This is a genomic window from Pseudoxanthobacter sp. M-2, assembly GCF_046156265.1.
Taxonomy (GTDB): Bacteria; Pseudomonadota; Alphaproteobacteria; order Rhizobiales; family Segnochrobactraceae; genus CAMDHY01.
This window is the reverse complement of sequence record NZ_JAWDIR010000011.1, coordinates 49,455-70,880: the sequence shown is the minus strand read 5'-3', so window position 1 is coordinate 70,880 and position 21,426 is coordinate 49,455. Positions and strand designations below refer to the sequence as shown.

Sequence of the window (21,426 nt, the reverse complement as noted above, 5' to 3'; positions counted from 1 at the left end):
CGTGCGTGGAGGGAAGTGAGGTGCCAGTCGGCCTGTAAGCCGGGTTCTGTAAGGCGGACCGGTGTTACCCGGCCCGCGTGACGGCCATTCCTCTGGGACGTCCGTCGCCGGACGCCTCGCGCGACCTACCCGGACGGCTCGGCCTGGAAGCGGGCCTGGGCAAGCCCGCGCCGTCCCTATTCGGTCTTGCTCCCGGTGGGGTTTGCCGTGCCGTCCCCGTTGCCGGGTCCGCGGTGGGCTCTTACCCCACCCTTTCACCCTTACCGACGGCGAACCGTCGGCGGTTTGCTTTCTGTGGCACTTTCCCTGGGGTCACCCCCGCCGGGCGTTACCCGGCACCGTGCTTCCATGGAGCCCGGACTTTCCTCCCCGGCGGCCTTTCGACCCTTGCCGGAGCGGCCGTCCGGCCGGCTGGCACCTCGCGCTGACGTAGGCGCCGGCGACCGGAATGTCGAGGGCCGTCTCGCCCCCGGGCCGATATCGCCCGAGCGGGCGACCTAGCTGCGCTTCGCGAGCAGGTCGCGGATCTCCTCGAGCAGCACGACGTCGCGCGGCGGCACGGCGGGGGCGGCGGCCTCCTGCTTTTTCTCTTTCTCCGCCAGCCGGCGGATGTTGTTCACGGCCTTCACCACCATGAACAGCGCGAAGGCGACGATCGTGAACTTCACCATGGCGTTGATGAAGTTGCCGACGTTCCACGTCACCGCGCCGGCGTCGCGCGCCGCCTGCAGCGTCGCATAGGGCCCGGGCGGGGTGCCGTCACGCAGCTTGACGAAGAGGTCCGAGAAGTCGACGCCGCCGAGGACGAGACCGATCGGCGGCATGATGATGTCGTCCACCATCGACGAGACGATCGCCGTGAACGCCGCGCCGATGACGATGCCGACGGCCATGTCGAGCATATTGCCCTTGACCGCGAAGTCCCGGAATTCCTTCAGAAAGTTCATCGCCAACTCCTGTCGCGGATGCGGCTCGCGTCCCGCGCGCGCCCGAATCCGCCCGTCGCCGTCACGAGAAGAGCAGATCGCGCACCGTATCGTCGACATGCGCCACGTTGGCGAGCCCTTCCTTCAGCTCCGCCAGCCGGTCCGAGGCGAGCCGCTTCGGGTCGATCATGGCGTCGAGAGGCCGGCCGGCGACGACGTCGGCGAGTTGCTGGTCGAGCACGAACGACAGCATCAGGCCGTGGGCGGCCGCCCAGCGCGCGAGGTCCGCGTCGGCGCCGATGCCGCGCTCGCGCAGCGCCGCGATGCGCTCGGCCGTGCTGCGCGCGTCGAGTTGGTGGCGCACCGCCAGCACGCGGGCAGCGGCCGTCACCGGCATCAGCGCGAACTTCTTGAGGTCGAGCCGGCCGCCGTCGGTCTTCAGCCGGCCGAACATGCCGAGCGGCGAACCGCTGCCGCCACCGCCCGCCTCGGCGAGCAGCTTGAGAAAGTCGGGCCGGCCGGCGGCGGTACCGCGCGCGGCCGCCAGCACGTCGCGGGCGAGCGCCGCCTCGCCGCGCACGCAGCGCAGGTCGAAGAAGATGTCGACCGACATCAGGTCCTCGGGGCGCGAGCGCGTCATCCAGCCGTCGGTGCGGGCGAGCCAGGTGGCGACGCTGCCGCGCCAGGCGGCGTTCTTGGCCATCACCCCGCCCTTGCAGTAGGGGAGCCCCGCGCCGTCGAGGATGTCGGCGACGTGGCCGCCGAAGCGGGCGAACCAGCCGTCCTCCGGCCCGTCCGGGTCACCGTGGGCGAAAACGAGCGCGTTGTCCTGGTCGGCGGCGAGCAGGCTCTCGCCGCGCCCGCCTGACCCCAGCACCAGGAGCGCATAGGGCACCGGCGGCGGCCCCTCCCCCGCCGCTGCCATGCGCGCCTCGGCGAGCGCGCCGGCACGTCCCGTCAGGGCGCCGATCTCGCGGCTGACGACGCCGGCGATCTGCACGGCGGCGACGCCCTCGGCGAGCAGGCTCGCGGCGAGGCCCGGCAGCCGCCGCCACGCGCTGGCGAGCGCCGGCACGTCGTCGGCGGCGCCGATGGCGTCGCCCATCACCGCCGCCTCGTTGGCCCTGAGCCGCAACAGGTCGCGCGCCGTCAGTGCGCCGACGAGCCGCCCCTCCTCGTCGGTGACGGCGAGGTGGCGGATGCGCCGGCCGTTCATGCGGCCGATGGCGCGGTAGAGGAAGGCCTCGGCCGGCACGCTGACGACGGGGCCCACCATGCGCGCCGACACCGGCCCCGCGAGCGCCGCGGCGCCGTCGGCAGCGATCGCCCTCAGCAGATCGCGCTCGGTGAGGATGGCGAGGTCGGCCACCGCCGGCGCCGCCGGGTCGGCGCCGGGCGCATGCAGATAGAGCGAGGACACCTTCCGCTCGGCCATGATCGCCACCGCCGCCGCAAGCGTGATGTCGCTCGAAGCCACGATCGGCGGCGACGACATCACCTCTCGCACGCGGTGCCGGTAGGGGTAGCTGTCGATGCGGGCGAGCGTCTCCTCGCGCTCGCCGGGCGCCGACACCGGCTCCACCCAGCCGGCGCGAACCTGCGCCTCCAGCGCCTCCGGCAGCCGCCGGCAGGCCGTCTCCGCCTCCGCCACCGTGCGGATGCCGATGGCGGCGAGCCGCGGCACCAGCGCCAGCATCACCTCGGCCGTCGTCGTGGCATCACCCAGCGCCGCGTGTCGGCCGGTGACCGCGACGCCGAAATAGCTCGCCACCGTTTCCAGGGAGAAGTCCGGCAGCCGCGGCTCGACGAGTTCAGTGAGGAGGCGCGTGTCGAGACTGCGCGGCGGCGTCCACACCCGGCCGGCGAAGACGTGCTCGCGGCGCAGCATGGCGAGGTCGAAGCCGATCGAGTGGCCGACGATCAGGTGGCCGTCGAGGAAGGCGTCGACCGCCGGCCAGATCTCCGCGAAGCGCGGCGCGCCGACCAGTGCCGCCGCGTCGATGCCGTGCACGGCGGTGGCCGAGGCCGGGATCGCCACCCCCGGGTCGATGCGGGCATGCAGCACCTCGCCCTCGGCGATCCGGCCGCGCGACAGCCTGATCGCGCCGATCTCGAGGATATGGGCCGTCTTGACGTCGAGCCCTGTCGTCTCGGTGTCCAGCACGATCGCGTCCAGCGCGATCAGCGGCATCGCACTCAAGGCGACCATTAAACGCCCCCCGTCAGGCGGCCCGCGCGCCCTCCGCCGCCAGCGCCGCCACCAGCGCCGGCCGGTCGAGCCGTTGCGAGAGGTCGTCGGAGATGCGGCAGAGATTGGCGCAGAGCGTGTTGCGGATCAGTTCGAAGTCGTTCTTGCGCAGCTCCGGATGGATCGGCAGGTTGTCGAAGAACTCGCGCGCATGGTCCTTCGGGATGTCCTTGACGAGCCGCGGCGGCGCCAGCGACGCGCGCTTCAGCCGGTCGGCCACCGCCACCCGCGCCTTCTCCCAGAAGTCGCGCTCGAAGCCCTCCGGCACCGGATAGCGCGCCGTGATCGCCTGCGCCGTGCGGATCAGCCCGGTCACCGCGTCCGGCCCCACCGCCGTGCCGTCGTCGCGCAGCGTCGACAGCACCGCCTCGGAGACGTCGACGAGCCCCATCGGGTAGCCGAGCCAGCGCGAGGCGTCGACGGCCGCGAGGAAGCCCTTCTCCTTGAAGAGCTTCTGCGACATCGTCCCGGAGCGCGCGCGGGAGTACTCGTAGACGCACTTCTGCACCGTGAAGGCTGCCCGCTCGTCGATGAAGTCGGCGAGCGCCGCCACGTCGGCGATCGGCGGCGGCTTGCGGAAGAGACCGGCGACGATCGAGGCCGCCGTCGCCTGCATGTCCTTCAGGATCGTCACATCGCCTCCCCGCGCGCGTTGTCCGGCTGCCGCGCCTGGCCGCACTATCCCACGGGATGCGGCAGGAGCGAAAGCCGGTGACGGCGAACTTGCCCCTTCATGGACAGCCCCGCCCGGTTGTGATGCGATGCCGGCGGAACGGAACCCGATCGGCGGGGCGGAAGGGCGCGGATGCTGCAGGGCTGGGTCGTCGTCGCCTGCGTGGTGGTCTACATCGGACTGCTGTTCGCGGTGGCGAGCTATGGCGACCGCGCCCGCCGCAAGCCGCGGCCGGGCGGGCGGCCGTGGATCTATTCGCTGACGCTCGCCGTCTACTGCACCTCGTGGACGTTCCTCGGCTCCGTCGGCCTCGCCACCCGCGGCGGCCTCGAGTTCCTGACCATCTACATCGGCCCGGCGCTGCTCTTCCTCGTCGGCTTCCCGCTCTTGCGCCGCGTCGTCCGCCTCGCCAAGGCGGAGAAGATCACCTCGATCGCCGACTTCATCGCCGCCCGCTACGGCAAGAGCCAGGCGGTGGCGGCCGTCGTCACCCTGATCGCCGTCGTCGGCGTCATCCCCTACATCGCCCTGCAGCTGAAGGCGGTCTCGATCTCCGTCGAGACGATGATCCAGCACCTCGCCATCGGCCCGCCGACGGGGGCAGCGACCGGCCTCGTCGGCGACGTCGCCCTGTTCGTCGCCTTCGCGATGGCGGTCTTCGCCATCCTGTTCGGCACCCGCCACGCCGACGCCACCGAACACCAGGAAGGCATGATGCTGGCGGTGGCGACGGAATCCGTCGTCAAGCTGATCGCCTTCCTCGTCGTCGGCACCTACGTCACCTTCTCGTTGTTCGGCGGCGCCGGTGCGCTGATCGAGGCGGTACAGGCGCACCCGGAGATCCGCGCCGTCTTCGAGGAGGCGCCGAACGGCGGCACCTGGCTGGTGCTGTCGATGCTGTCCTTCGTCGCCGCCCTGATGCTGCCCCGGCAGTTCCACGTCACGGTGACGGAGAACAACAGCGACGCCGAGCTGAAGCGCGCCATCTGGCTGTTCCCGCTCTACCTGCTCCTCATCAACATCTTCGTCGTGCCGATCGCCGCCGCCGGCATGCTCCGCTTCGGCAGCTCCGCCGACGCCGACACCTTCGTGCTGGCGCTGCCGATGCTCGCCGGCGCCGACGCGGTGACGCTCGCCGCCTTCGCCGGCGCGCTCTCGGCCGCGACCGCCATGGTGATCGTCGAGACCGTGGCGCTGTCGATCATGATCTCCAACGACATCGTCATCCCGCTCATCGTCAGCCGGCGCGGCGGCGACGTCGCCGACATGCGGCGGACACTCCTGACCGTGCGCCGCGCCACCATCGTCGGCCTCGTGCTGCTCGCCTATGCCTACTACCGGGCCGCCGGCGACAGCGCCGCGCTCGCTCAGATCGGGCTCCTGTCGTTCGCGGCGATCGCGCAGTTCGCGCCGGCCTTCTTCGGCGGACTGATCTGGCGGCGGGCGACGGCGCGCGGCGCGATCGCCGGCATGGTCACCGGCTTTGCCGTCTGGTGCTACACGCTCCTGTTGCCGAACTTCGTGGCGAACGGGCTGGTCCCCGCCTCCATCCTCGAGGACGGGCCGTTCGGGATCTGGCTGCTGCGGCCGCAGGCGCTGTTCACGCTCGCCTTCGACCCGTTCATCCACGGCGTCTTCTGGTCGATCGCCGCCAACATCGGCGCGTTCGTGTTCTTCTCGCTGACACGCGCGCCGGAGCCGCTCGAGCGCCTGCAGGCCTCGATCTTCGTGCCGAGCGACCTCGGACCGGCGCCGGCGCTGCGCTTCGGGCGCACCGCCCTCACCGTCGGCGACCTGCAGGCGACCGTCGCCCGCTATCTCGGCGACGAGCGTGCCGAGCGCGCCTTCGCCCGCCACGCGAGCGACCGCGGCGTCGCGCTTTCCCCGCCTCTGCCGGCCGATCCGGCGCTGCTGCGGTTCAGCGAGCAGTTGCTGGCGAGTGCCATCGGCGCCGCCTCCTCGCGCCTCGTGCTGTCGCTCCTCGTCAAGCGCCGCGATCCGGCGACGAAGAGCGCCCACCGCCTGCTCGACGACGCCACCGCCGCCATCCAGCACAACCGCGACCTGCTGCAGACCGCCCTCGACCAGGTCGACGAGGGCATCGCCGTCTTCGATCCCGAGCTGCGCCTGTCCTGCTGGAACCGCCGCTTCCGCTCGCTGCTGGCGCTGCCGGCCGATTTCGGCCTCGTCGGCACGCCACTGCGCACCATCCTCTCCCACGTCGCCGAGAGCGGTGGCCTCGGCCGCGGCGATCCGGACCGGCTGGTGGCCGAGCGCATCTCGCGCCTCTTGTCGTCTGACGGCGAGATCCAGGAGCGCATCGACGGCCGCGTCGTCGAGGCCCGGCCGAGCCCGATGCCGGACGGCGGCCTCGTGCTCACCGTCGCCGACATGACCGGCCGCGTCCGCGCCGCCGAGGCGCTCGAGCAGCGCGTGCGCGAGCGCACCGACGAGCTGTTGCGCCTCAACGAGGAGCTGATCCGCGCCAAGGCGGCCGCCGAGGACGCCAACCTCGGCAAGACCCGCTTCCTCGCCGCTGCCGGCCACGACATCCTGCAGCCGCTGAACGCCGCCCGCCTGTACGTCACCACCCTCGTCGACCGCACCGGCGACGGGCCGCTCCGGCCGATGGTCGAGAACGTCGGCGCCTCGCTCGAATCGGTCGAGGAGATCATCGGCGCCGTCCTCGACATCTCCCGCCTCGACGGCGGCGCGATGAAGCCGGAGCCCTCGGTGTTCTCCGTCGACGAGCTGCTGCAGGGCCTCGCCGTCGAGTTCGCGCCGATCGCCCGCGAGCGCGGCCTCGAGCTCACGGTGCTGCGCTGCAGCCTTGCCGTGCGCACCGACCGCCGGCTGCTGCGCCGGCTGTTGCAGAACCTCATCTCCAATGCGGTGAAATACACGCCCGCCGGCCGCGTGCTGGTCGGCTGCCGGCGCCGCCGCGGCGCCGTGTCGATCGAGGTGCTCGACACCGGCATCGGCATCCCGCTGTCGAAGCAGCGGGCGATCTTCACCGAGTTCCTGCGCCTCGAGCCGGGCATGAAGGCCGCCAAGGGCCTCGGCCTCGGGCTGTCGATCGTCGAGCGCATCGCCCGCGTGCTGGACCTGCCGGTGGTGGTGACCTCGCGGCTCGGCGCCGGCGCGCGCTTTTCCGTGACGCTGCCGATCTCGCGCGAGGCGCCCTCGGCGCGCGACACCGCGCTGCCCGGCGCGATGACGTCCGCCCCGCTCATCCCCCTCGTCGTGCTGTGCATCGACAATGAGCCGTCGATCCTCGACGGCATGGCGGCGCTGTTGTCGGGGTGGGGCTGCCGCGTCGTCACCGCCGGCTCGCTCGCCACCGCCGAGCGCTCCCTCGACGACGGGGCGCCCATCCCGGACGTCGCGATCGTCGACTACCACCTCGACGAGGGCGATGGCCTCGAAGCCGTCGCCGCCCTGCGCCGGCGCCTTGGCGCCGCGCTGCCGGCGATCCTCGTCACCGCCGACCGCACGCCGGCGATGCGCACGGCCGCCGCGGCCACGGGGGTGACGGTGCTGAACAAGCCGCTGAAGCCGGCGATGCTGCGCGCGCTGCTCGCCCGCCTCGGCGCCGATCGGGCGGCGGCCGAGTAGCACGCCCTTCGACGGCGCTCAGTCGGCGCGGGCCTCAGCTGGCGAAGGCGGTCTGGCCGTTGGTCAGGCGGGCTGCGGCGATCACCGCCTGGGTGCGGCTCTCCACCCCGAGCTTCTGCAGGATCGCCGAGACGTGCGCCTTGACGGTCGCTTCCGAGACGGTGAGCTCGTAGGCGATCTGCTTGTTGAGCAGCCCCTCGCTCAGCATCATCAGCACGCGCACCTGCTGCGGCGTCAGCGTGGCGAGCCGTCGCGCCACCGCGGCCGCCTCGTCATCCGCGATGGCGTCGAGCCGCGCGTCGGGCGGCGTCCAGACGTCACCGGCGAGCACCGTCGTCACCGCCGTGCGGATCGCCTCGACGCCCAGCGACTTCGGAATGAAGCCGGACGCGCCGAACTCGATGGTACGCCGCATCGCCGACGGGTCCTCGGTGGCGGACACCACCACCACCGGCACCGTCGGGAACTGCGCCCGCAGGAGCAGCAGACCCGAGAAGCCGCGGACGCCGGGCATCGCGAGGTCGAGCAGTACGAGGTCGACGTCGTCGAGGCGCGTCAAGAGCGCCGTCACCTCGTCGAGCGTCCCCGCCTCGTCGATGACGACGGCCGGGAACGAGCCCTCGAGCACCTGCCGGAGGGCGCCGCGGAACAGCGGGTGGTCGTCCACGATCAGGAAGCGATGGCGGGTCGTCACGGCAGCCTGTGGTTCATGCGCGTCGAGAGCCCATCCGCGATGCGACCGCACCGGCGCAACCGCTGCGCCAGTATCGGGCGATGGGGCGCACCCTGCAAGTCGCGAGCCTCATTGAAATCCGGGGAGTCCTGGCCGGCAGCTCCGGGCCGGACCGATCGTGGGCCGCTCATCAGCCGGCCCGCCGCTTCATCAGCAGCGCCGCGCCCTCGACGGGCGTGCCGCCGTCGAGCCGCAGTGCCACCGCGACGCTGCGCAGCCGGTCGAACCCGGCCCGGCGCGCCGCCTCGACGACCCCCGACGGACGATGCGCGTAGCGCAGCGACGGCCGCAGCAACCAGTCTTCGCCCGCATCCTCCGCGAGCGTCTCGATGGTGAAGGCGAACAGGCCCCCCGGCGCGAGGCTCCTGGCGACCGCACCGAGCACCGGCGCGAGGTCGCCGAGATAGCACAGGACGTCGGCGGCGAGCGCCAGCTCGTAGCGCCCCGGCCGGGCGGCGAGCACCGTCCCGACGTCGCCGACCGTGAGATCGTCATAGAGACCCTTTGCGGCCGCCTGCTCCAGCATCGCCGCCGACAGGTCGATACCGTCGAGCCGGCCGACCGAGGTGCGCACTGCCGCCCCCATCAGCCCGGTGCCGCAGCCGAGGTCGACGGCATCCGCGAAGGTCCGGCCCGTCTCCGCCACCAGCGCAGCGAGCGCCGGCGGCGCCGCATAGCCGAGCCGATCGACCAGCGCCGCCTCGAAATCCGGCGCGTACTGGTCGAACAGCGCCGCCACATAGGCCGGCGGCGGCACGGCTGGTACTTCGGCGGCGCCGAGCAGTCCGAGATGCAGCCGCGCGCCGAGCACGTCGGCGGGCTCGAGCGCGAGCACGCGCCGCCAGGCGGAGGCTGCCCCGTCGGTGTCGCTGGCGGCGGCCCGGGCGCGCGCCAGCCCGGCGTGGCCGTCCGGCCAGTCGGGGGCGATCTCCAGCGCCTGCTCGAACAGCTCGGCCGCGACCACCGCATCGCCATCGGCGAGGAGGCCCTCGCCATAGAGGAAGCGGCGGTCGGCGATCAGGTCGCCGGAGGAGCGCTGCACCGCCGTCACCGCGCGCCTCCCGCCGCCGACTGCGCGCGATCAGGGCCCCGGACGTGCGAAGGGCGCCGCATCGCTGCGGCGCCCTTCGGATCGGGCCTCGCTGGGACCGGGTCGCTCAGTGTGCGACCCCGTCCCACAGCTTGCGCTTGGTGAAGTAGAGAGCGCCGGCGAACACCACCATGAACAGCATCGCCTTGAAACCGAGCTGCTTGCGCTCGTCGAGCTTCGGCTCCGCCGTCCACATCATGAAGGCGGCGACGTCGCGCGAGTACTGGTCGACCGTCTGCGGCGCGCCGTCGTTGTACTCGACCTGGTCGTCCGACAGCGGGTTCGGCATCGCCAGCAGGTTTCCGGCGATGAAGTGCGTGTTGTAGTACATCCCCGGCGGCACCTCGACGCCCTCCGGCGGCTCTTCCTGGTAGCCCATCAGCAGCGCGTAGATGTAGTCCGGGCCGGCTTCCTGGTACTGCGTGAAGATGTCGAACACGAACCACGGGAAGCCGCGATGGACGGCGCGGGCCTTCGCCATCAGCGACAGGTCCGGCGGATAGGCGCCGCCCTGGGCGGCGCGCGCCGCCTCCTCGTTCGGATAGGGCGAGGGGAAGCGGTCGGACAGCCGGGCCGGCCGCTCGAACATCTCGCCGTCGGCGTTCGGGCCGTCGATCACCGTGTACTCGCTGGCGATCTGGCGGGCTGCCGCCTCGGAGAACAGCGGTCCACCGGGCTCGTAGAGATTGCGGAAGGCGACGAGGTTGATGCCGTGGCAGGCCGAGCAGACCTCCCGGTAGACCTTGAAGCCGCGCTGCAGCTGGGCCGGATCGTAGCTGCCGAACGGGCCGGCGAAGCTCCAGGACTGCTTGGTGATGTGCGGGGCCTCGCCGGCGGCCATCGCGGCGCCGGCGCCGGTCGCCAGCATCGCGGCGGCGACGATCGCCGTGCGGATGCCGGCGACGAGGCCGCGCTTCGTCTCGGTCGTGCGCTTCGTCATGACGTCTCGTCCTCGCGCGAACTGCTCGACCACGGCCTCAACCCCTGTGCTCGGGCGCAGCGGCCGCCGCTGCCGGACGGCCGGCACCCCCGCTCTTCTTCAACACTGCCTCGGAGATCGAAGCCGGCAGCGGCTTCGGCGTCTCGATCATGCCGAGCACCGGCAGGATCACCAGGAAGTGCAGGAAGTAGTAGGCGGTGAAGATGCGCGACAGGATCACGTAGATGCCCTCGGCCGGCATCGCCCCGAGCCAGCCGAGCATCACGCAGACGAAGCCGAACACCCAGAAGAACTGCTTGTAGAGCGGCCGGAAGGTGGCCGAGCGGACCTTCGACGTGTCGAGCCAGGGCAGGATGAAGAGCACCGCGATGGCACCGAACATCGCCAGCACGCCGCCGAGCTTGGACGGGATGGCGCGCAGGATGGCGTAGAAGGGCAGGAAGTACCACTCGGGCACGATGTGCGCCGGCGTCACCATCGGGTTCGCCTGGATGTAGTTATCCGGGTGGCCCAGATAGTTCGGCGCCCAGAACAGGAACCAGCCGAAGAAGATGAAGAAGCAGACCAGCGCGAAGGCATCCTTCATCGTGTAGTACGGATGGAAGGACAGCGTATCCTGCTTCGTCTTGACGGAGATGCCGGTCGGGTTGTTGTTGCCGGCGACGTGCAGCGCCCAGATGTGCAGGAACACCACGCCGGCGATCATGAACGGCAGGAGGTAGTGCAGGGCGAAGAAGCGGTTCAGCGTGGCGTTGTCGACGGAGAAGCCGCCCCACAGCCAGGTCACGATCGGCTCGCCGACGAACGGGAAGGCCGAGAACAGGTTGGTGATGACGGTGGCGCCCCAGAACGACATCTGGCCCCACGGCAGCACGTAGCCCATGAAGGCCGTGGCCATCATCAGCAGGAAGATGATGACGCCGAGGATCCACAGCACCTCGCGCGGCTCCTTGTAGGAGCCGTAATACATGCCGCGGAAGATGTGGATGTACACGGCGATGAAGAACATCGACGCGCCGTTCGAGTGCATGTAGCGCAGCAGCCAGCCATAGTTCACGTCGCGCATGATGTGCTCGACGGAGGCGAAGGCCAGCGAAGCGTGCGGGGTGTAGTGCATCACCAGCACGACGCCGGTGATGATCTGCACCACCAGCATGACGGTGAGAATGCCGCCGAACGTCCAGAAATAGTTGAGATTCTTCGGCGATGGGAAATCCACCGCCTGGGCGTGCACCATGCTGATGATGGGCAGGCGCGCCTCGAGCCACTTCTCGAAGCGGGAATTCGGCTGATAGCTCGAAGGACCGGACATGTGTGCGCTTCCCTGAACTGTTTTCTCAGCCGACCCGGATGACGGTGTCGGAGGTGAACGCGTACGGCGGAATGTGCAGGTTCTCCGGCGCCGGGCCGCGGCGGATGCGGCCGGCGGTGTCGTAGTGCGAACCGTGGCAGGGGCAGAACCAGCCGCCGAAATCGCCCGCCTGGCCGAGCGGCACGCAGCCGAGGTGGGTGCAGACGCCGATCATCACCAGCCAGGGCTCCTTGCCCTCGGCGGCGCGGTTCGGGTCGGTCGCCGGGGCCTCGGCCTCGAGGTTGGCGTTGCGGGCGAGCGGGTCGGGCAGGTCGCCCATGGCGACGGCCTCGGCCTCCTCGATCTCCTTGGCCGTGCGATGGCGCACGAACACCGGCTTGCCGCGCCACTTCACCGTGATCGACTGGCCTTCCTCGACGGCCGAGATGTCGACCTCGGTGGAGGCGAGCGCGAGCGCGGTGGCGTCGGGGTTCATCTGGTCGATGAACGGCCAGATCACCGAGCCGGCGCCGACGGCGGCGAGCGCCGCTGTCGCGATGTAGAGAAAGTCCCGCCGGGTCGGTTCGGGGTGTTCCATGGTCGCCAAAGCCGGCTCCTGTCGATACCGCGAAAGCGGACTGTGCGCGAGCGACGGGCGACGCCCCGATCGGCTGGCCGGCGGTCGTGCGCGGCGGATCAGGCCACGCTGAAGACACCGGCGGTCGCCGGCTCTGCACGGCTTCCCTCGTTGCGCGTTTAGTTGCATCGCCGCTGGAACTTGTCCAGCCTCGCGGCCGCGCGCCGGACCGAATGTCGCAAGTCCCTGTCGTCGCTGGCGCAAGGCCCGGAAGACGGCATCCCGCCGGTATCGGAGATGAGCGTGCGGATCGCCCTCTATCAACCCGACATCCCGCAGAACACCGGAACGATCCTGCGCCTCGCGGCCTGCTTCGGCGTCGCGGTCGACGTCATCGGGCCGACCGGCTTCGACCTCTCCGACCGGGCGCTCCGGCGCGCCGGCCTCGACTATGCCGAGCACGCCGCCCTCGCCCGCCACGTTTCGTGGGAGGCATTCCTCGCCGGGCGCGGCGGAGCGGCGGGCGGCGGCCGCCTCGTGCTGTTCACCACGGCGGCCGAGACGCGCCACTGCGACTTCGCCTTCGCCGCCGACGACGTGCTGCTGTTCGGCCGCGAATCGGCCGGCGCCCCGCCGGCCGTGCATGCGGCGGCGGACGCGCGCGTGCGCATTCCGCTGCGCCCCGGCCGAAGGTCCCTCAACCTCGCCGTCGCCTGCGGCATCGCCGTCGCAGAGGCGCTGCGTCAGACCGGCGGCTTCGAGGCCGGCGGATCCGCGGCAGACGGATCCGAGGACGGCCGATCGGGAGCCGCTGCATCCGAGGACAGCGCGGCCGCAGGCGACCAGTCGGGAGGCGCCCCGACCACCGCCTGAACCGCTGGCGTCTCGGCAGCCTCGCGCAGCACCCACTCGCGGAACGCCGCCACCCGCGGCGCCCGCCGGCGCGCCGGCGGATAGACGAGGTAGTAGGCGCTGCCGGGCGCATGGAGGAGCGGGAAGGGCTGCACCAGCGCGCCGCGGGCGAGCTCGTCGGCGAAGAACTCCGGCGACAGGATCGCCACCCCCTGGTCCGACAGCGCCGCCCGCGCGGCGAGCGTCTGCGATTCGACCCAGAGGCCCCGGCGCGCCGCCAGCGCCGGGGCCTCGACCCCCGCCGCCGCGAACCACTGCCCCCACCAGGGATCGACGGGATCGATCAGCGGCAGGTCCAGCAGGTCCGCCGGCGTGCGCAGCGGCCGGCTCGCCGCGAGGAGCTCCGCCGACAGGATCGGCGTGAAGGCGACATCCATGATGCGGTGACGCGCGAGCCCGGGCCAGTCGCCCTGCCCCATGCGGATCGCCACGTCGACGTCGCGCCGGGCGAAGTCGACGAGCTCGGGCGACACCTCAAGCCGCACCGCGATCTCCGGGTGGGCGCGCCCGAAGCCCCCGAGCCTCGGCAGCAGCCAGTGGGCGGCGAAGCTGTTGACGACGGAGAGCGTCAGGGTACCGCCGCGCTCGCCGCCGATCGCCGCGAACGCTTCGCGCAGGTCGGCGAAGGCGCTCGTCACCGCCGGCTCGAGCCGCCGCCCCGCCTCCGACAGGCTCACCCCGCGCGGGCCGCGCAGGAACAACGGCACGCCGAGCCGCTCCTCCAGCACCTTGATCTGGTAGCTCACCGCGGCCTGCGTCATCGCGAGCTCGTCGGCCGCCCGCGTGAACGACAGATGGCGCGCCGCCGCCTCGAAGCAGCGCACGGCGGCGAGTGGCGGCAGCGGTGGCAGCGCCGTCGGCAGAGGGCCTTTAGCCATAAGCTGACCTTGTATGCCCTGATCGAGCTTTCGTTGGTTTGCCGCCGCAGACGCCGGCATCCTCGCAGCCTAGACATTGATAGCGCTGAGGCAAGCCGATGTCCCCGATCCTCGCCGCCGTGCTCGCCCTGATCGCCCCGCATCGCCGGGAGCCCGAGTCCGCGAGCCGCCCCACCCGCCTCGATCCCGACCGCCTGTCGCCCCACCTCCGCCGCGACCTCGGCCTCGCCGACGGCCGGGACCGCCCGGACCTTGGTGAGCGGAGAGGTTTTTGAGGGGCGTGGGCCTGGCCCCTGACGCACGGCAGGACGCGTCCCTCCCCTGCCAGGGGGAGGGACAGGCGACCGCAGGTCGCCAGGGTGGGGCCCGTCAATCCGAAGTGCGGCGCCGGCGAAGTCGAGACCCTGATTCACGGGCCCCACCCTGACCGCTGCGCGGTCTGTCCCTCCCCCTGGCAGGGGAGGGACGAGGCGGCCGCCGTCCCGCCCACCCTACTGCCTGCCTCACCCCGCCCTTGCCCTCCCCCACCCCAACCGCGACACTGGCGGCCCCGCAACCGCTCGGATCGCCATGCTCGCCGCTCTTCGCACCGCCTTGCTCCTTCTCGCCGTCGCCCTCCCGGCCGTCGCGACGCCCGCCCTCGCCCAGTCGAAGGCGGCCGCCGAGGCCGCCTTCCGCGACTGGCAGCAGGCGACGGTCTGGCCGCTGGCGCGCCAGAAAGGCGTCTCCGAGGCGACCTTCCGGGCGGCCTTCGCCGGCGTCACCCTCGACTGGACGCTGCCCGACCTCGTGCCGCCCGGCACCACGCCGAAGCCACCGCAGGTGCAGTGGCAGGCGGAGTTCCAGAGCCCCGGTCGCTATCTCTCCGAGGACAAGATCGCCCCGCTCGTGAAGGGTGGCCGCGCGCTCGTGCGGGAGTGGGGCAAGACGCTCGCGGCGATCGAGAGCCGCTACGGCGTGCCGAAGGAGATCGTCGTCGCCATCTGGGGCCGCGAATCGGCCTATGGCCGCGCCGCGATCCCGAAGAACGCCGTCCAGACGCTCGCCACCAAGGGCTTCATGGCGACGCGGCGCGACATGTTCCTGCCGGAACTCGTCGCGGCGCTGGAAATCCTCGAGGGCGACCACATCCCGCTCGCCGAGATGAAGAGCTCGGTCGCCGGCGCCCTCGGCCAGCCGCAGTTCCTGCCCTCGAAGTACCTCGCCTATGCCGTCGACTTCGACGGCGACGGCCGCCGTGACATCTGGCGCTCGGTGCCCGACACGCTCGCCTCGATCGCCAACTACCTGAAGGCGCACGGCTGGCGGTCGGGCGAGGCGTGGGGCGTCGAGGCGGTGGTGCCTGCGGCCGTCACCTGCGCGCTGGAAGGCCCCGAGCAGGGCCATCCGCTGTCGGCCTGGACGAAGGCGGGCGTCACGCGGGTGGATGGCGCAGCACCCCCCGGCAAGGCCGGCGACACCCGCTTCCTGATGATGCCGGCCGGCCGGCTCGGCCCAGCCTTCCTCGTCTCGCAGAACTTCTACGTCCTGAAGACCTACAACGAGTCCGACCTCTACGCCCTGTTCGTCGGCCACCTCGCCGACCGGCTCGCCGCAGACGGCCGCATCCGCGGCGCCTGGGGCACCAAGGCCGGCTTCAGCCGCGGCGACGTGCGGGCGATGCAGCAGCGCCTCGAAAAGCTCGGCTACGACGTCGGCGGTGCCGACGGCCTCGTCGGCTTCAAGACCCGCACCGCGATCGGCGCCTGGCAGGCGAAGAACGGCCAGACCGCCACCTGCTTCCCCGACACCGGCCTGATCAAGACGATCCGCTGATCCGCCACGGATCCGTAGGCGCCGGCCTTTTCCGTCGGAGCCGCCTCAGCGGCACGCCGCGGTGTCGGCGCCGGCCGACTCGAGCACGGCGAGGACGGCGTCAACGACGGTCTCCGGCTGGTCATCCTGCACGGCGTGGCCGCTGCCCTCCGCGATCACCAGCCGCTCCTGTGGCGACAGCGCCGCCGTCCGCCGCTGCACGTCCTGCCAAAGCCTCTCCCGCTCCGGCGTGTCGGCATGGTCGGTCGCCGCGATCACCACGAGCGGCACGTCCGGGAACGGCGGTCCGGCGAGCATCGCCGCCTGGCTCGGCGCGACGCCGGCCTCCTCCGCCGCTTCGGCGGTGCCCGGCACCGGCGGGATGGTGGAGACGAAGACGCCCGGCGGCTCGAGCGGGCTCGCGCCGTCAACCAGCACCGCGCCGGCCGTCTCCGTCGGGTGGGCTCGCGCGAATGCCTGCACATACAGGGCCCCGAGCGAGTGGCCGACCAGCACGAAGGGCGGCGCCAGCCGCAGGGCCGAGAGCAGCGCGGCAAGGTCGCCGGCCGCGGCCTCCGCCATCACCGGCGCCACCGGCACGGGCCGGCTGTCCCCGATGCCGGGCCGGTCGTAGCGCAGCACGCGGCTGCAGGGGACGAGCCGTGGCACCACCGCCGCCCAGTCGGCACGACCCTCGCCGAGCCCGGAGACGAGCACGACGACCGGCGCGCCGGCCGCGCCCTCGAGCGTCACCGCGATCTCCGCCACGCCGCCGACAGAGGGCGCCGCGATGCGCACCGTCTCGGCGGCGACCGCGATCCCGCTCGCGAGCCCGGCGGACAGCACGGCCGCCGTAAAGCCGACGCGACACCGCGAGGGCCGTGCCGCCGCCAAGGCCTCAGGCACCGAAGCCGGCGCGCTTCAGGCGCACGATCGCGAGGTCGAGGGCGGAGAGGAAGGCGGAGCGGTCGCGCGGGGCGAACGGCTTCGGCCCGCCCGTCACCTCGCCAGCGGAACGCAGGTCGTCCAGCAGGTTGCGCGTGGCGAGCGCCATGCCGATCGAGGCCTCGGTGAAGGCGCGGCCCGTCGGCGAGATCACCGATGCGCCGGCCTTCACGCAGCGGTCGGCGAGCGGCACGTCGGCGGTGACGACGACGTCACCCTTCCCCGCCCGCTCGGCGATCCAGTCGTCGGCCACGTCCGGGCCGCCGCCGACGTGGACGCGGGTGATCCAGTCCTCCCGCGGCACCGCGATCGGCTGGTTCGCCACCACAAAGACCGGCAGCCGGTGGCGCTCGGCGACACGGTAGATCTCCGCCTTCACCGGACAGGCGTCCGCGTCGACATAGATCGTGATCGGGCGGGCGGGGGCGGGTTCGTCGGGCATGCGGCCATGCCGATGCCAGAGGGGCGGCGCGGATGCAAGCAGTGCCCGGTCCGCCGCGCCGGGGCGGCGGGCGGAACCCGGGGCGGCCGCGCGACGTTCGGTGCCCGGTGCGTCGCGCTCCCGGCAAGGGCCGATCCGGGCACGCGGTGACAACGGGGACATATCCGATGCGCGAAGACTTCCTCGCCGGCGCGGCAACCGCCGGCGCTCCCGACGTGGCTCACTCTCTCGAAACCCACGACGATGTCCGCCTGCTGCGCTCGGGCACGCCACCGTGGGCGATCGATCGCTTCCCGCTGCCGCACGAACCGCTTTCGGAGGATTGTCGCGTCGACGTCGTGGTCGTCGGCGCCGGCATTACCGGCTCGCTCGTCGCCGAGGCGGTGACGGCCACCGGCGCCTCGGTCATGGTGATCGACCGCGCCCTGCCCGGCCGCGGCAGCACCGCCGCGAGCACCGCGATGCTGCAGTGGGAGATCGACACCTCGCTCGTCGAGCTCGCCGGCCTCTATGGCTACGAGCGCGCAGCGCGCATCTACCGGCGCAGCCACGAGGCGGCCAGCGACCTCGGCCGGCTGGCCGCGGCGCTGCGCATAGACTGCGGCTTCGTCCCGCGCGCCACGCTCTACGTGGGCGGCGACGACGTCGGGTACGATGCTCTCGCCGAGGAACACGCGCTGCGGGAACGCGCCGGACTGCCCGGCGCCCTGCTCGATGCCGCGACGCTCGAGGAGCGCTTCGGCATTCGCCGCCCCGCCGCGCTGGTGTCGCCCGGCTCCGCCGAGGCCGACCCGGTGCGGCTGTCGCTGGGCGTGCTGCGCACCGCGCTGGAGCGTGGCGCCCGGCTCGTCGAGGATGACGTCGTCGCCTATGACAGCACGGCGGGCGCCGTCCACCTGGCGCTCGCGAGCGGTCGCCACGTCGAGGCTGGCCACGTCGTGCTGGCGACCGGCTACGCGATGCCCTCGTTCGTGCCGAGCGACCTGCACAAGGTCGTGTCGAGCTGGTGCATCGCCACCGCGCCGCAGCGCGAGGAGGACCTCTGGCCCGGCCGCTGCCTGATCTGGGAGGCCTCCGAGCCCTACCTCTACGTCCGCACCACCGGCGACGGCCGCATCATCGCCGGCGGCGAGGACGCCAGGACGGCAGACGCCGCCGAGCGCGAACGGCTGATGGCGGAGAAGATCGAGCGCATCGTCAAGAAGCTGCGGACGCTCTGGCCGCACGGCCACGGCCGCGTCTCGCACGCCTGGTCGGCCGAGTTCGGCGAGACCACCGACGGCCTGCCGCTGATCGGCGCCGTGCCCGGCCAGCCGCGCCTGCTCGCCGCCTACGGTTACGGCGGCAACGGCATCACCTACAGCTACATGGCCTCCCGCATGCTGGCCGCCGAGATCGCCGGCGAGCGTCGCGAGTGGTTCGACGATTTCGCGCTCGACCGAGACGGCCCGAAGGGATGACAGTCCCCGCGCCGGCGCGGGTCGGAGTTTCGGCAGGTCGTAGAAGTCGAAGTCGCGGTGGCGCCGCCGTCGGCTCCAGCCGGTCGCGGGCGCGATCGTCGCGGACGAGGGCATAGCCTGGTTCACGGCGCAGGGGACACAGGGACGGCAGGCCGCGCGGCGGCGCAGCGACGGTCTGTCGGAGCCTTTCGCCGCGTCTCCGACCCTCACCCTTCGCGGGTGAAGATCTTCTCGCCCTGCTCGTCGATGATCTGGCGGCCTTTCGCCAGCGCCACGTCGGCGGCGGCGTCGATCGAGCCGAAGCGGTCGGCGCGGATGAAGCGGTGCTCGCGCTCCACCCCGTCGACCACCTTCACGATGGCGCCGGCCGTCTGGTACTGGCCGCCCTCCTGGAAGGGCGCGGCGCGCACGGTGAAGCCCTTGTGCTCGATCTCCTTGACGGCCTTGGCGGCCGCCGGCTCGCCGGCGCTCTCGCTCTTAGCCCCGAGCCCGAACAGGGATTTCAGGAAGGACATCGTCGCTCCGCTAAAGCTGTGGCGCCGCCCGCTCGAGGCGGGCAGGCGCTCAGTTGTCGAGGAAGCTGCGCAGCTTGCGCGAGCGGCTCGGGTGCTTGAGCTTCCTGAGCGCCTTCGCCTCGATCTGGCGGATGCGCTCGCGCGTCACCGAGAACTGCTGGCCGACCTCTTCGAGCGTGTGGTCGGTGTTCATGCCGATGCCGAAGCGCATGCGCAGCACGCGCTCCTCGCGCGGGGTGAGCGAGGCGAGCACCCGCGTCGTCGTCTCGCGCAGGTTCGACTGGATCGCCGCGTCGATCGGCAGGATCGCGTTCTTGTCCTCGATGAAGTCGCCGAGGTGCGAATCCTCCTCGTCGCCGATCGGCGTCTCGAGGCTGATCGGCTCCTTGGCGATCTTCAGGACCTTGCGCACCTTCTCGAGCGGCATCGCGAGCTTCTCGGCCAGCTCCTCCGGCGTCGGCTCGCGGCCGATCTCGTGCAGCATCTGGCGCGAGGTGCGGACGATCTTGTTGATCGTCTCGATCATGTGCACCGGGATGCGGATGGTGCGGGCCTGGTCGGCGATCGAGCGGGTGATCGCCTGCCGGATCCACCACGTCGCATAGGTCGAGAACTTGTAGCCGCGACGGTACTCGAACTTGTCCACGGCCTTCATCAGGCCGATGTTGCCCTCCTGGATGAGGTCCAGGAACTGCAGGCCGCGGTTCGTGTACTTCTTGGCGATGGAGATGACGAGGCGGAGGTTCGCCTCCACCATCTCCTTCTTCGCCTGCCGGGCCTCGCGCTCGCCCTTCTGCACCATGTGGACGATGCGGCGGAACTCGATGATCTCGAGGCCGGTCTCGGTCGCCTGGCTCTGGATCTCCTGGCGCAGCTCGCGGATGCGGTTCGCCTCGCGGGAGACGAACTCGCGCCAGCCGCGGGCGGACAGGTTCGCCACCCGCCGCGTCCAGTTCGGATCGAGCTCCGAGCCCTGGTACTCGCGCAGGAAGCTGTCGCGCGACACGCCGTAGGATTCGGCGAGGCGCAAGAGCCGGCCCTCGTGCCCCATCAGCCGCCGGTTGATGTCGTAGAGCTGCTCGACCAGCGCGTCGATCCGGTGCTGGTTGAGCGATAGCTCCTTCAGCTCGGCGACGATGTCGTCGCGGAACTTCTTGAAGCGCCGCTCCTGGCTCGGCGATAAGAGCTTGCTCTGCAGGCGCTGCTCGACGTTCTGGTCCTGCAGGCGCCGCAGCTTCTTGTAGTTCTCGGCGATGACGTCGAAGGTGGCGAGCACCTTCGGCTTCAGCTCCGTCTCCATCGCCGCGAGCGACACGTTCGACTCGTAGTCGTCCTCGCCGTCGTCGCTGTCCTCGGGCGTCGGCACCGGCGCCTCGCCGTCCTCGCCCTCCGCCTCGCCGTCGGCCTTCGGCTCGACGTCCGGGCCGGCATAGGAGGCCTCGAGGTCGATGATGTCGCGGAGGAGGATCTTCCCTTCGATCAGCTCGTCGCGCCAGATGATGATCGCCTGGAAGGTCAGCGGGCTCTCGCACAGCCCGGCGATCATCGCCTCGCGGCCGGCCTCGATCCGCTTGGCGATGGCGATCTCGCCCTCGCGCGACAACAGCTCGACCGAGCCCATCTCACGCAGGTACATGCGGACCGGGTCGTCGGTGCGCTCGGAGGGCTCGCGGGTGGTCGTCGCGCGCACCACCGCGGTCGGCTGCGCTTCGACGAGCTCGCCGCCCTCTTCCTCGGCGCCGCCGGCGTCCGCCTGCTCGGCCTCCTCGGCCTCCTCGGCGTCGATGACGTTGATGCCCATGTCGTTGAGCATCGCCATCGTGTCCTCGATCTGCTCGGAGGTGACCTCCTCGGAGGGGAGCACCTCGTTCAGCTCGTCATAGGTCACGTAGCCGCGCTTCTTGGCGGCCTTGATCATCCGCTTGACGGCGGCGTCCGAAAGATCGAGCAGCGGCCCGTCAGACGTCTCGGCTGCGGGCTCCGGGGCTTCCTCGGTTTCGGTCGCCTTGGCTGCCATGTTCTGCTCCAGGTCGTCTTTGTCGTTTCAATGCGTCACGGCGGTCCGGGGCGACCGGTCCCGTCGGCGGCCGCTTTGACCCGGCCGCACCAGCCTCGCGCCATTCTCCCGACCTACAGGTAGGGTGCCACGCCCTTCCCCGCCATGCGGGGCCGGCCGTCCCAGTGGGGGGCTGGCCGGAAAAACGGGTCGCGGCGACGCAGGATCGCCAAACAATAAATGCGCCGAGGCGTTACCGCCCCGTCGCGCCTCGATCTCCCGCTCCGCCCCCGCACGCCGCCGGCGATTGAAGCCCGGGCCTTCGCGGCCTCTTGCGAACCAGGCCGAAACCTGTCTCGGGCCACGGTCGGCCGGGTCGCTTAGATAGCGT

At 71.6% G+C, this 21,426-nt stretch carries 17 protein-coding genes, 1 other RNA gene and 1 pseudogene; 5 read left to right on the top strand and 14 right to left on the bottom strand.

Annotated features, from left to right (window positions below):
• Positions 1-19: 19 nt before the first annotated feature.
• From rnpB to RUR49_RS05395, 4 genes are all read right to left on the bottom strand, one after another.
• An RNA gene (gene rnpB, locus RUR49_RS05410) (RNase P RNA component class A) lies at positions 20-415 on the bottom strand.
• An 82-nt stretch (positions 416-497) separates the two neighbouring features.
• Positions 498-947, bottom strand: coding sequence for a large conductance mechanosensitive channel protein MscL (gene mscL, locus RUR49_RS05405; RefSeq protein ID WP_409145350.1), 450 nt, complete (start codon positions 945-947; stop codon positions 498-500).
• Positions 948-1,008: 61 nt separating this feature from the next.
• A complete protein-coding gene (locus RUR49_RS05400; protein WP_409145349.1) occupies positions 1,009-3,135 on the bottom strand; it encodes a DUF294 nucleotidyltransferase-like domain-containing protein in 2,127 nt (708 codons plus the stop codon).
• 13 nt (positions 3,136-3,148) lie between these two features.
• A complete protein-coding gene (locus RUR49_RS05395) occupies positions 3,149-3,808 on the bottom strand; it encodes a hypothetical protein (RefSeq protein ID WP_409145348.1) in 660 nt (219 codons plus the stop codon).
• A 171-nt stretch (positions 3,809-3,979) separates the two neighbouring features.
• Here RUR49_RS05395 and RUR49_RS05390 point away from each other — a divergent pair, with 171 nt between their 5' ends.
• A complete protein-coding gene (locus RUR49_RS05390) occupies positions 3,980-7,462 on the top strand; it encodes a NahK/ErcS family hybrid sensor histidine kinase/response regulator (RefSeq protein WP_409145347.1) in 3,483 nt (1,160 codons plus the stop codon).
• A 34-nt stretch (positions 7,463-7,496) separates the two neighbouring features.
• Here RUR49_RS05390 and RUR49_RS05385 read toward each other — a convergent pair whose 3' ends face one another.
• The 5 genes from RUR49_RS05385 to petA all read right to left on the bottom strand — a co-directional run bounded on the left by RUR49_RS05385 (position 7,497) and on the right by petA (position 12,114).
• Positions 7,497-8,156, bottom strand: a complete 660-nt coding sequence (locus RUR49_RS05385; protein WP_409145346.1) for a response regulator transcription factor — start codon at positions 8,154-8,156, stop codon at positions 7,497-7,499.
• A gap of 169 nt (positions 8,157-8,325) precedes the next feature.
• Positions 8,326-9,246 carry a methyltransferase gene (locus tag RUR49_RS05380; RefSeq protein WP_409145345.1) on the bottom strand — a complete coding sequence of 307 codons (921 nt, stop codon included), beginning with the start codon at positions 9,244-9,246 and terminating at the stop codon, positions 8,326-8,328.
• Between the two features lie 106 nt (positions 9,247-9,352).
• Entirely contained in the window at positions 9,353-10,225 is an 873-nt protein-coding gene (locus RUR49_RS05375) for a cytochrome c1 (RefSeq protein WP_409145344.1), read from the bottom strand.
• A 37-nt stretch (positions 10,226-10,262) separates the two neighbouring features.
• Positions 10,263-11,537, bottom strand: a complete 1,275-nt coding sequence (locus RUR49_RS05370; protein WP_409145343.1) for a cytochrome b — start codon at positions 11,535-11,537, stop codon at positions 10,263-10,265.
• A gap of 25 nt (positions 11,538-11,562) precedes the next feature.
• Positions 11,563-12,114 (bottom strand): ubiquinol-cytochrome c reductase iron-sulfur subunit, encoded by a 552-nt coding sequence (gene petA / locus RUR49_RS05365; protein ID WP_409145342.1) that lies wholly within the window; start codon positions 12,112-12,114, stop codon positions 11,563-11,565.
• 276 nt (positions 12,115-12,390) lie between these two features.
• Here petA and RUR49_RS05360 point away from each other — a divergent pair.
• Positions 12,391-12,810 (top strand): annotated as a pseudogene (locus RUR49_RS05360) (tRNA (cytidine(34)-2'-O)-methyltransferase); the annotation flags it as partial.
• A gap of 26 nt (positions 12,811-12,836) precedes the next feature.
• On the opposite strand, the gene gcvA reads toward RUR49_RS05360, so the two are convergent.
• Positions 12,837-13,883, bottom strand: a complete 1,047-nt coding sequence (gcvA, locus tag RUR49_RS05355) for a transcriptional regulator GcvA (protein ID WP_409145341.1) — start codon at positions 13,881-13,883, stop codon at positions 12,837-12,839.
• Positions 13,884-13,981: 98 nt separating this feature from the next.
• On the opposite strand from gcvA, the gene RUR49_RS05350 reads away from it, so the two are divergent.
• Together RUR49_RS05350 and RUR49_RS05345 are read left to right on the top strand one after the other, a co-directional pair.
• Entirely contained in the window at positions 13,982-14,158 is a 177-nt protein-coding gene (locus RUR49_RS05350) for a hypothetical protein (protein ID WP_409145340.1), read from the top strand.
• Positions 14,159-14,453: 295 nt separating this feature from the next.
• Complete coding sequence (locus tag RUR49_RS05345) at positions 14,454-15,698, top strand: lytic murein transglycosylase (RefSeq protein ID WP_409145339.1); 1,245 nt, start codon at positions 14,454-14,456, stop codon at positions 15,696-15,698.
• 45 nt (positions 15,699-15,743) lie between these two features.
• Here RUR49_RS05345 and RUR49_RS05340 read toward each other — a convergent pair whose 3' ends face one another.
• Together RUR49_RS05340 and RUR49_RS05335 are read right to left on the bottom strand one after the other, a co-directional pair.
• Positions 15,744-16,523: an alpha/beta fold hydrolase gene (locus tag RUR49_RS05340; protein ID WP_409145338.1), complete on the bottom strand. Its 780-nt coding sequence runs from the start codon at positions 16,521-16,523 to the stop codon at positions 15,744-15,746.
• A gap of 52 nt (positions 16,524-16,575) precedes the next feature.
• Positions 16,576-17,064 carry a YaiI/YqxD family protein gene (locus RUR49_RS05335; RefSeq protein ID WP_409145337.1) on the bottom strand — a complete coding sequence of 163 codons (489 nt, stop codon included), beginning with the start codon at positions 17,062-17,064 and terminating at the stop codon, positions 16,576-16,578.
• 167 nt (positions 17,065-17,231) lie between these two features.
• Here RUR49_RS05335 and RUR49_RS05330 point away from each other — a divergent pair, with 167 nt between their 5' ends.
• Positions 17,232-18,524, top strand: a complete 1,293-nt coding sequence (locus tag RUR49_RS05330; RefSeq protein ID WP_409145336.1) for an NAD(P)/FAD-dependent oxidoreductase — start codon at positions 17,232-17,234, stop codon at positions 18,522-18,524.
• Between the two features lie 206 nt (positions 18,525-18,730).
• Here RUR49_RS05330 and RUR49_RS05325 read toward each other — a convergent pair whose 3' ends face one another.
• Both RUR49_RS05325 and rpoD read right to left on the bottom strand, forming a co-directional pair.
• Positions 18,731-19,039, bottom strand: coding sequence for an HlyU family transcriptional regulator (locus RUR49_RS05325; protein WP_409145335.1), 309 nt, complete (start codon positions 19,037-19,039; stop codon positions 18,731-18,733).
• 49 nt (positions 19,040-19,088) lie between these two features.
• Complete coding sequence (gene rpoD / locus RUR49_RS05320; RefSeq protein ID WP_409145334.1) at positions 19,089-21,056, bottom strand: RNA polymerase sigma factor RpoD; 1,968 nt, start codon at positions 21,054-21,056, stop codon at positions 19,089-19,091.
• Positions 21,057-21,426: the final 370 nt, after the last annotated feature.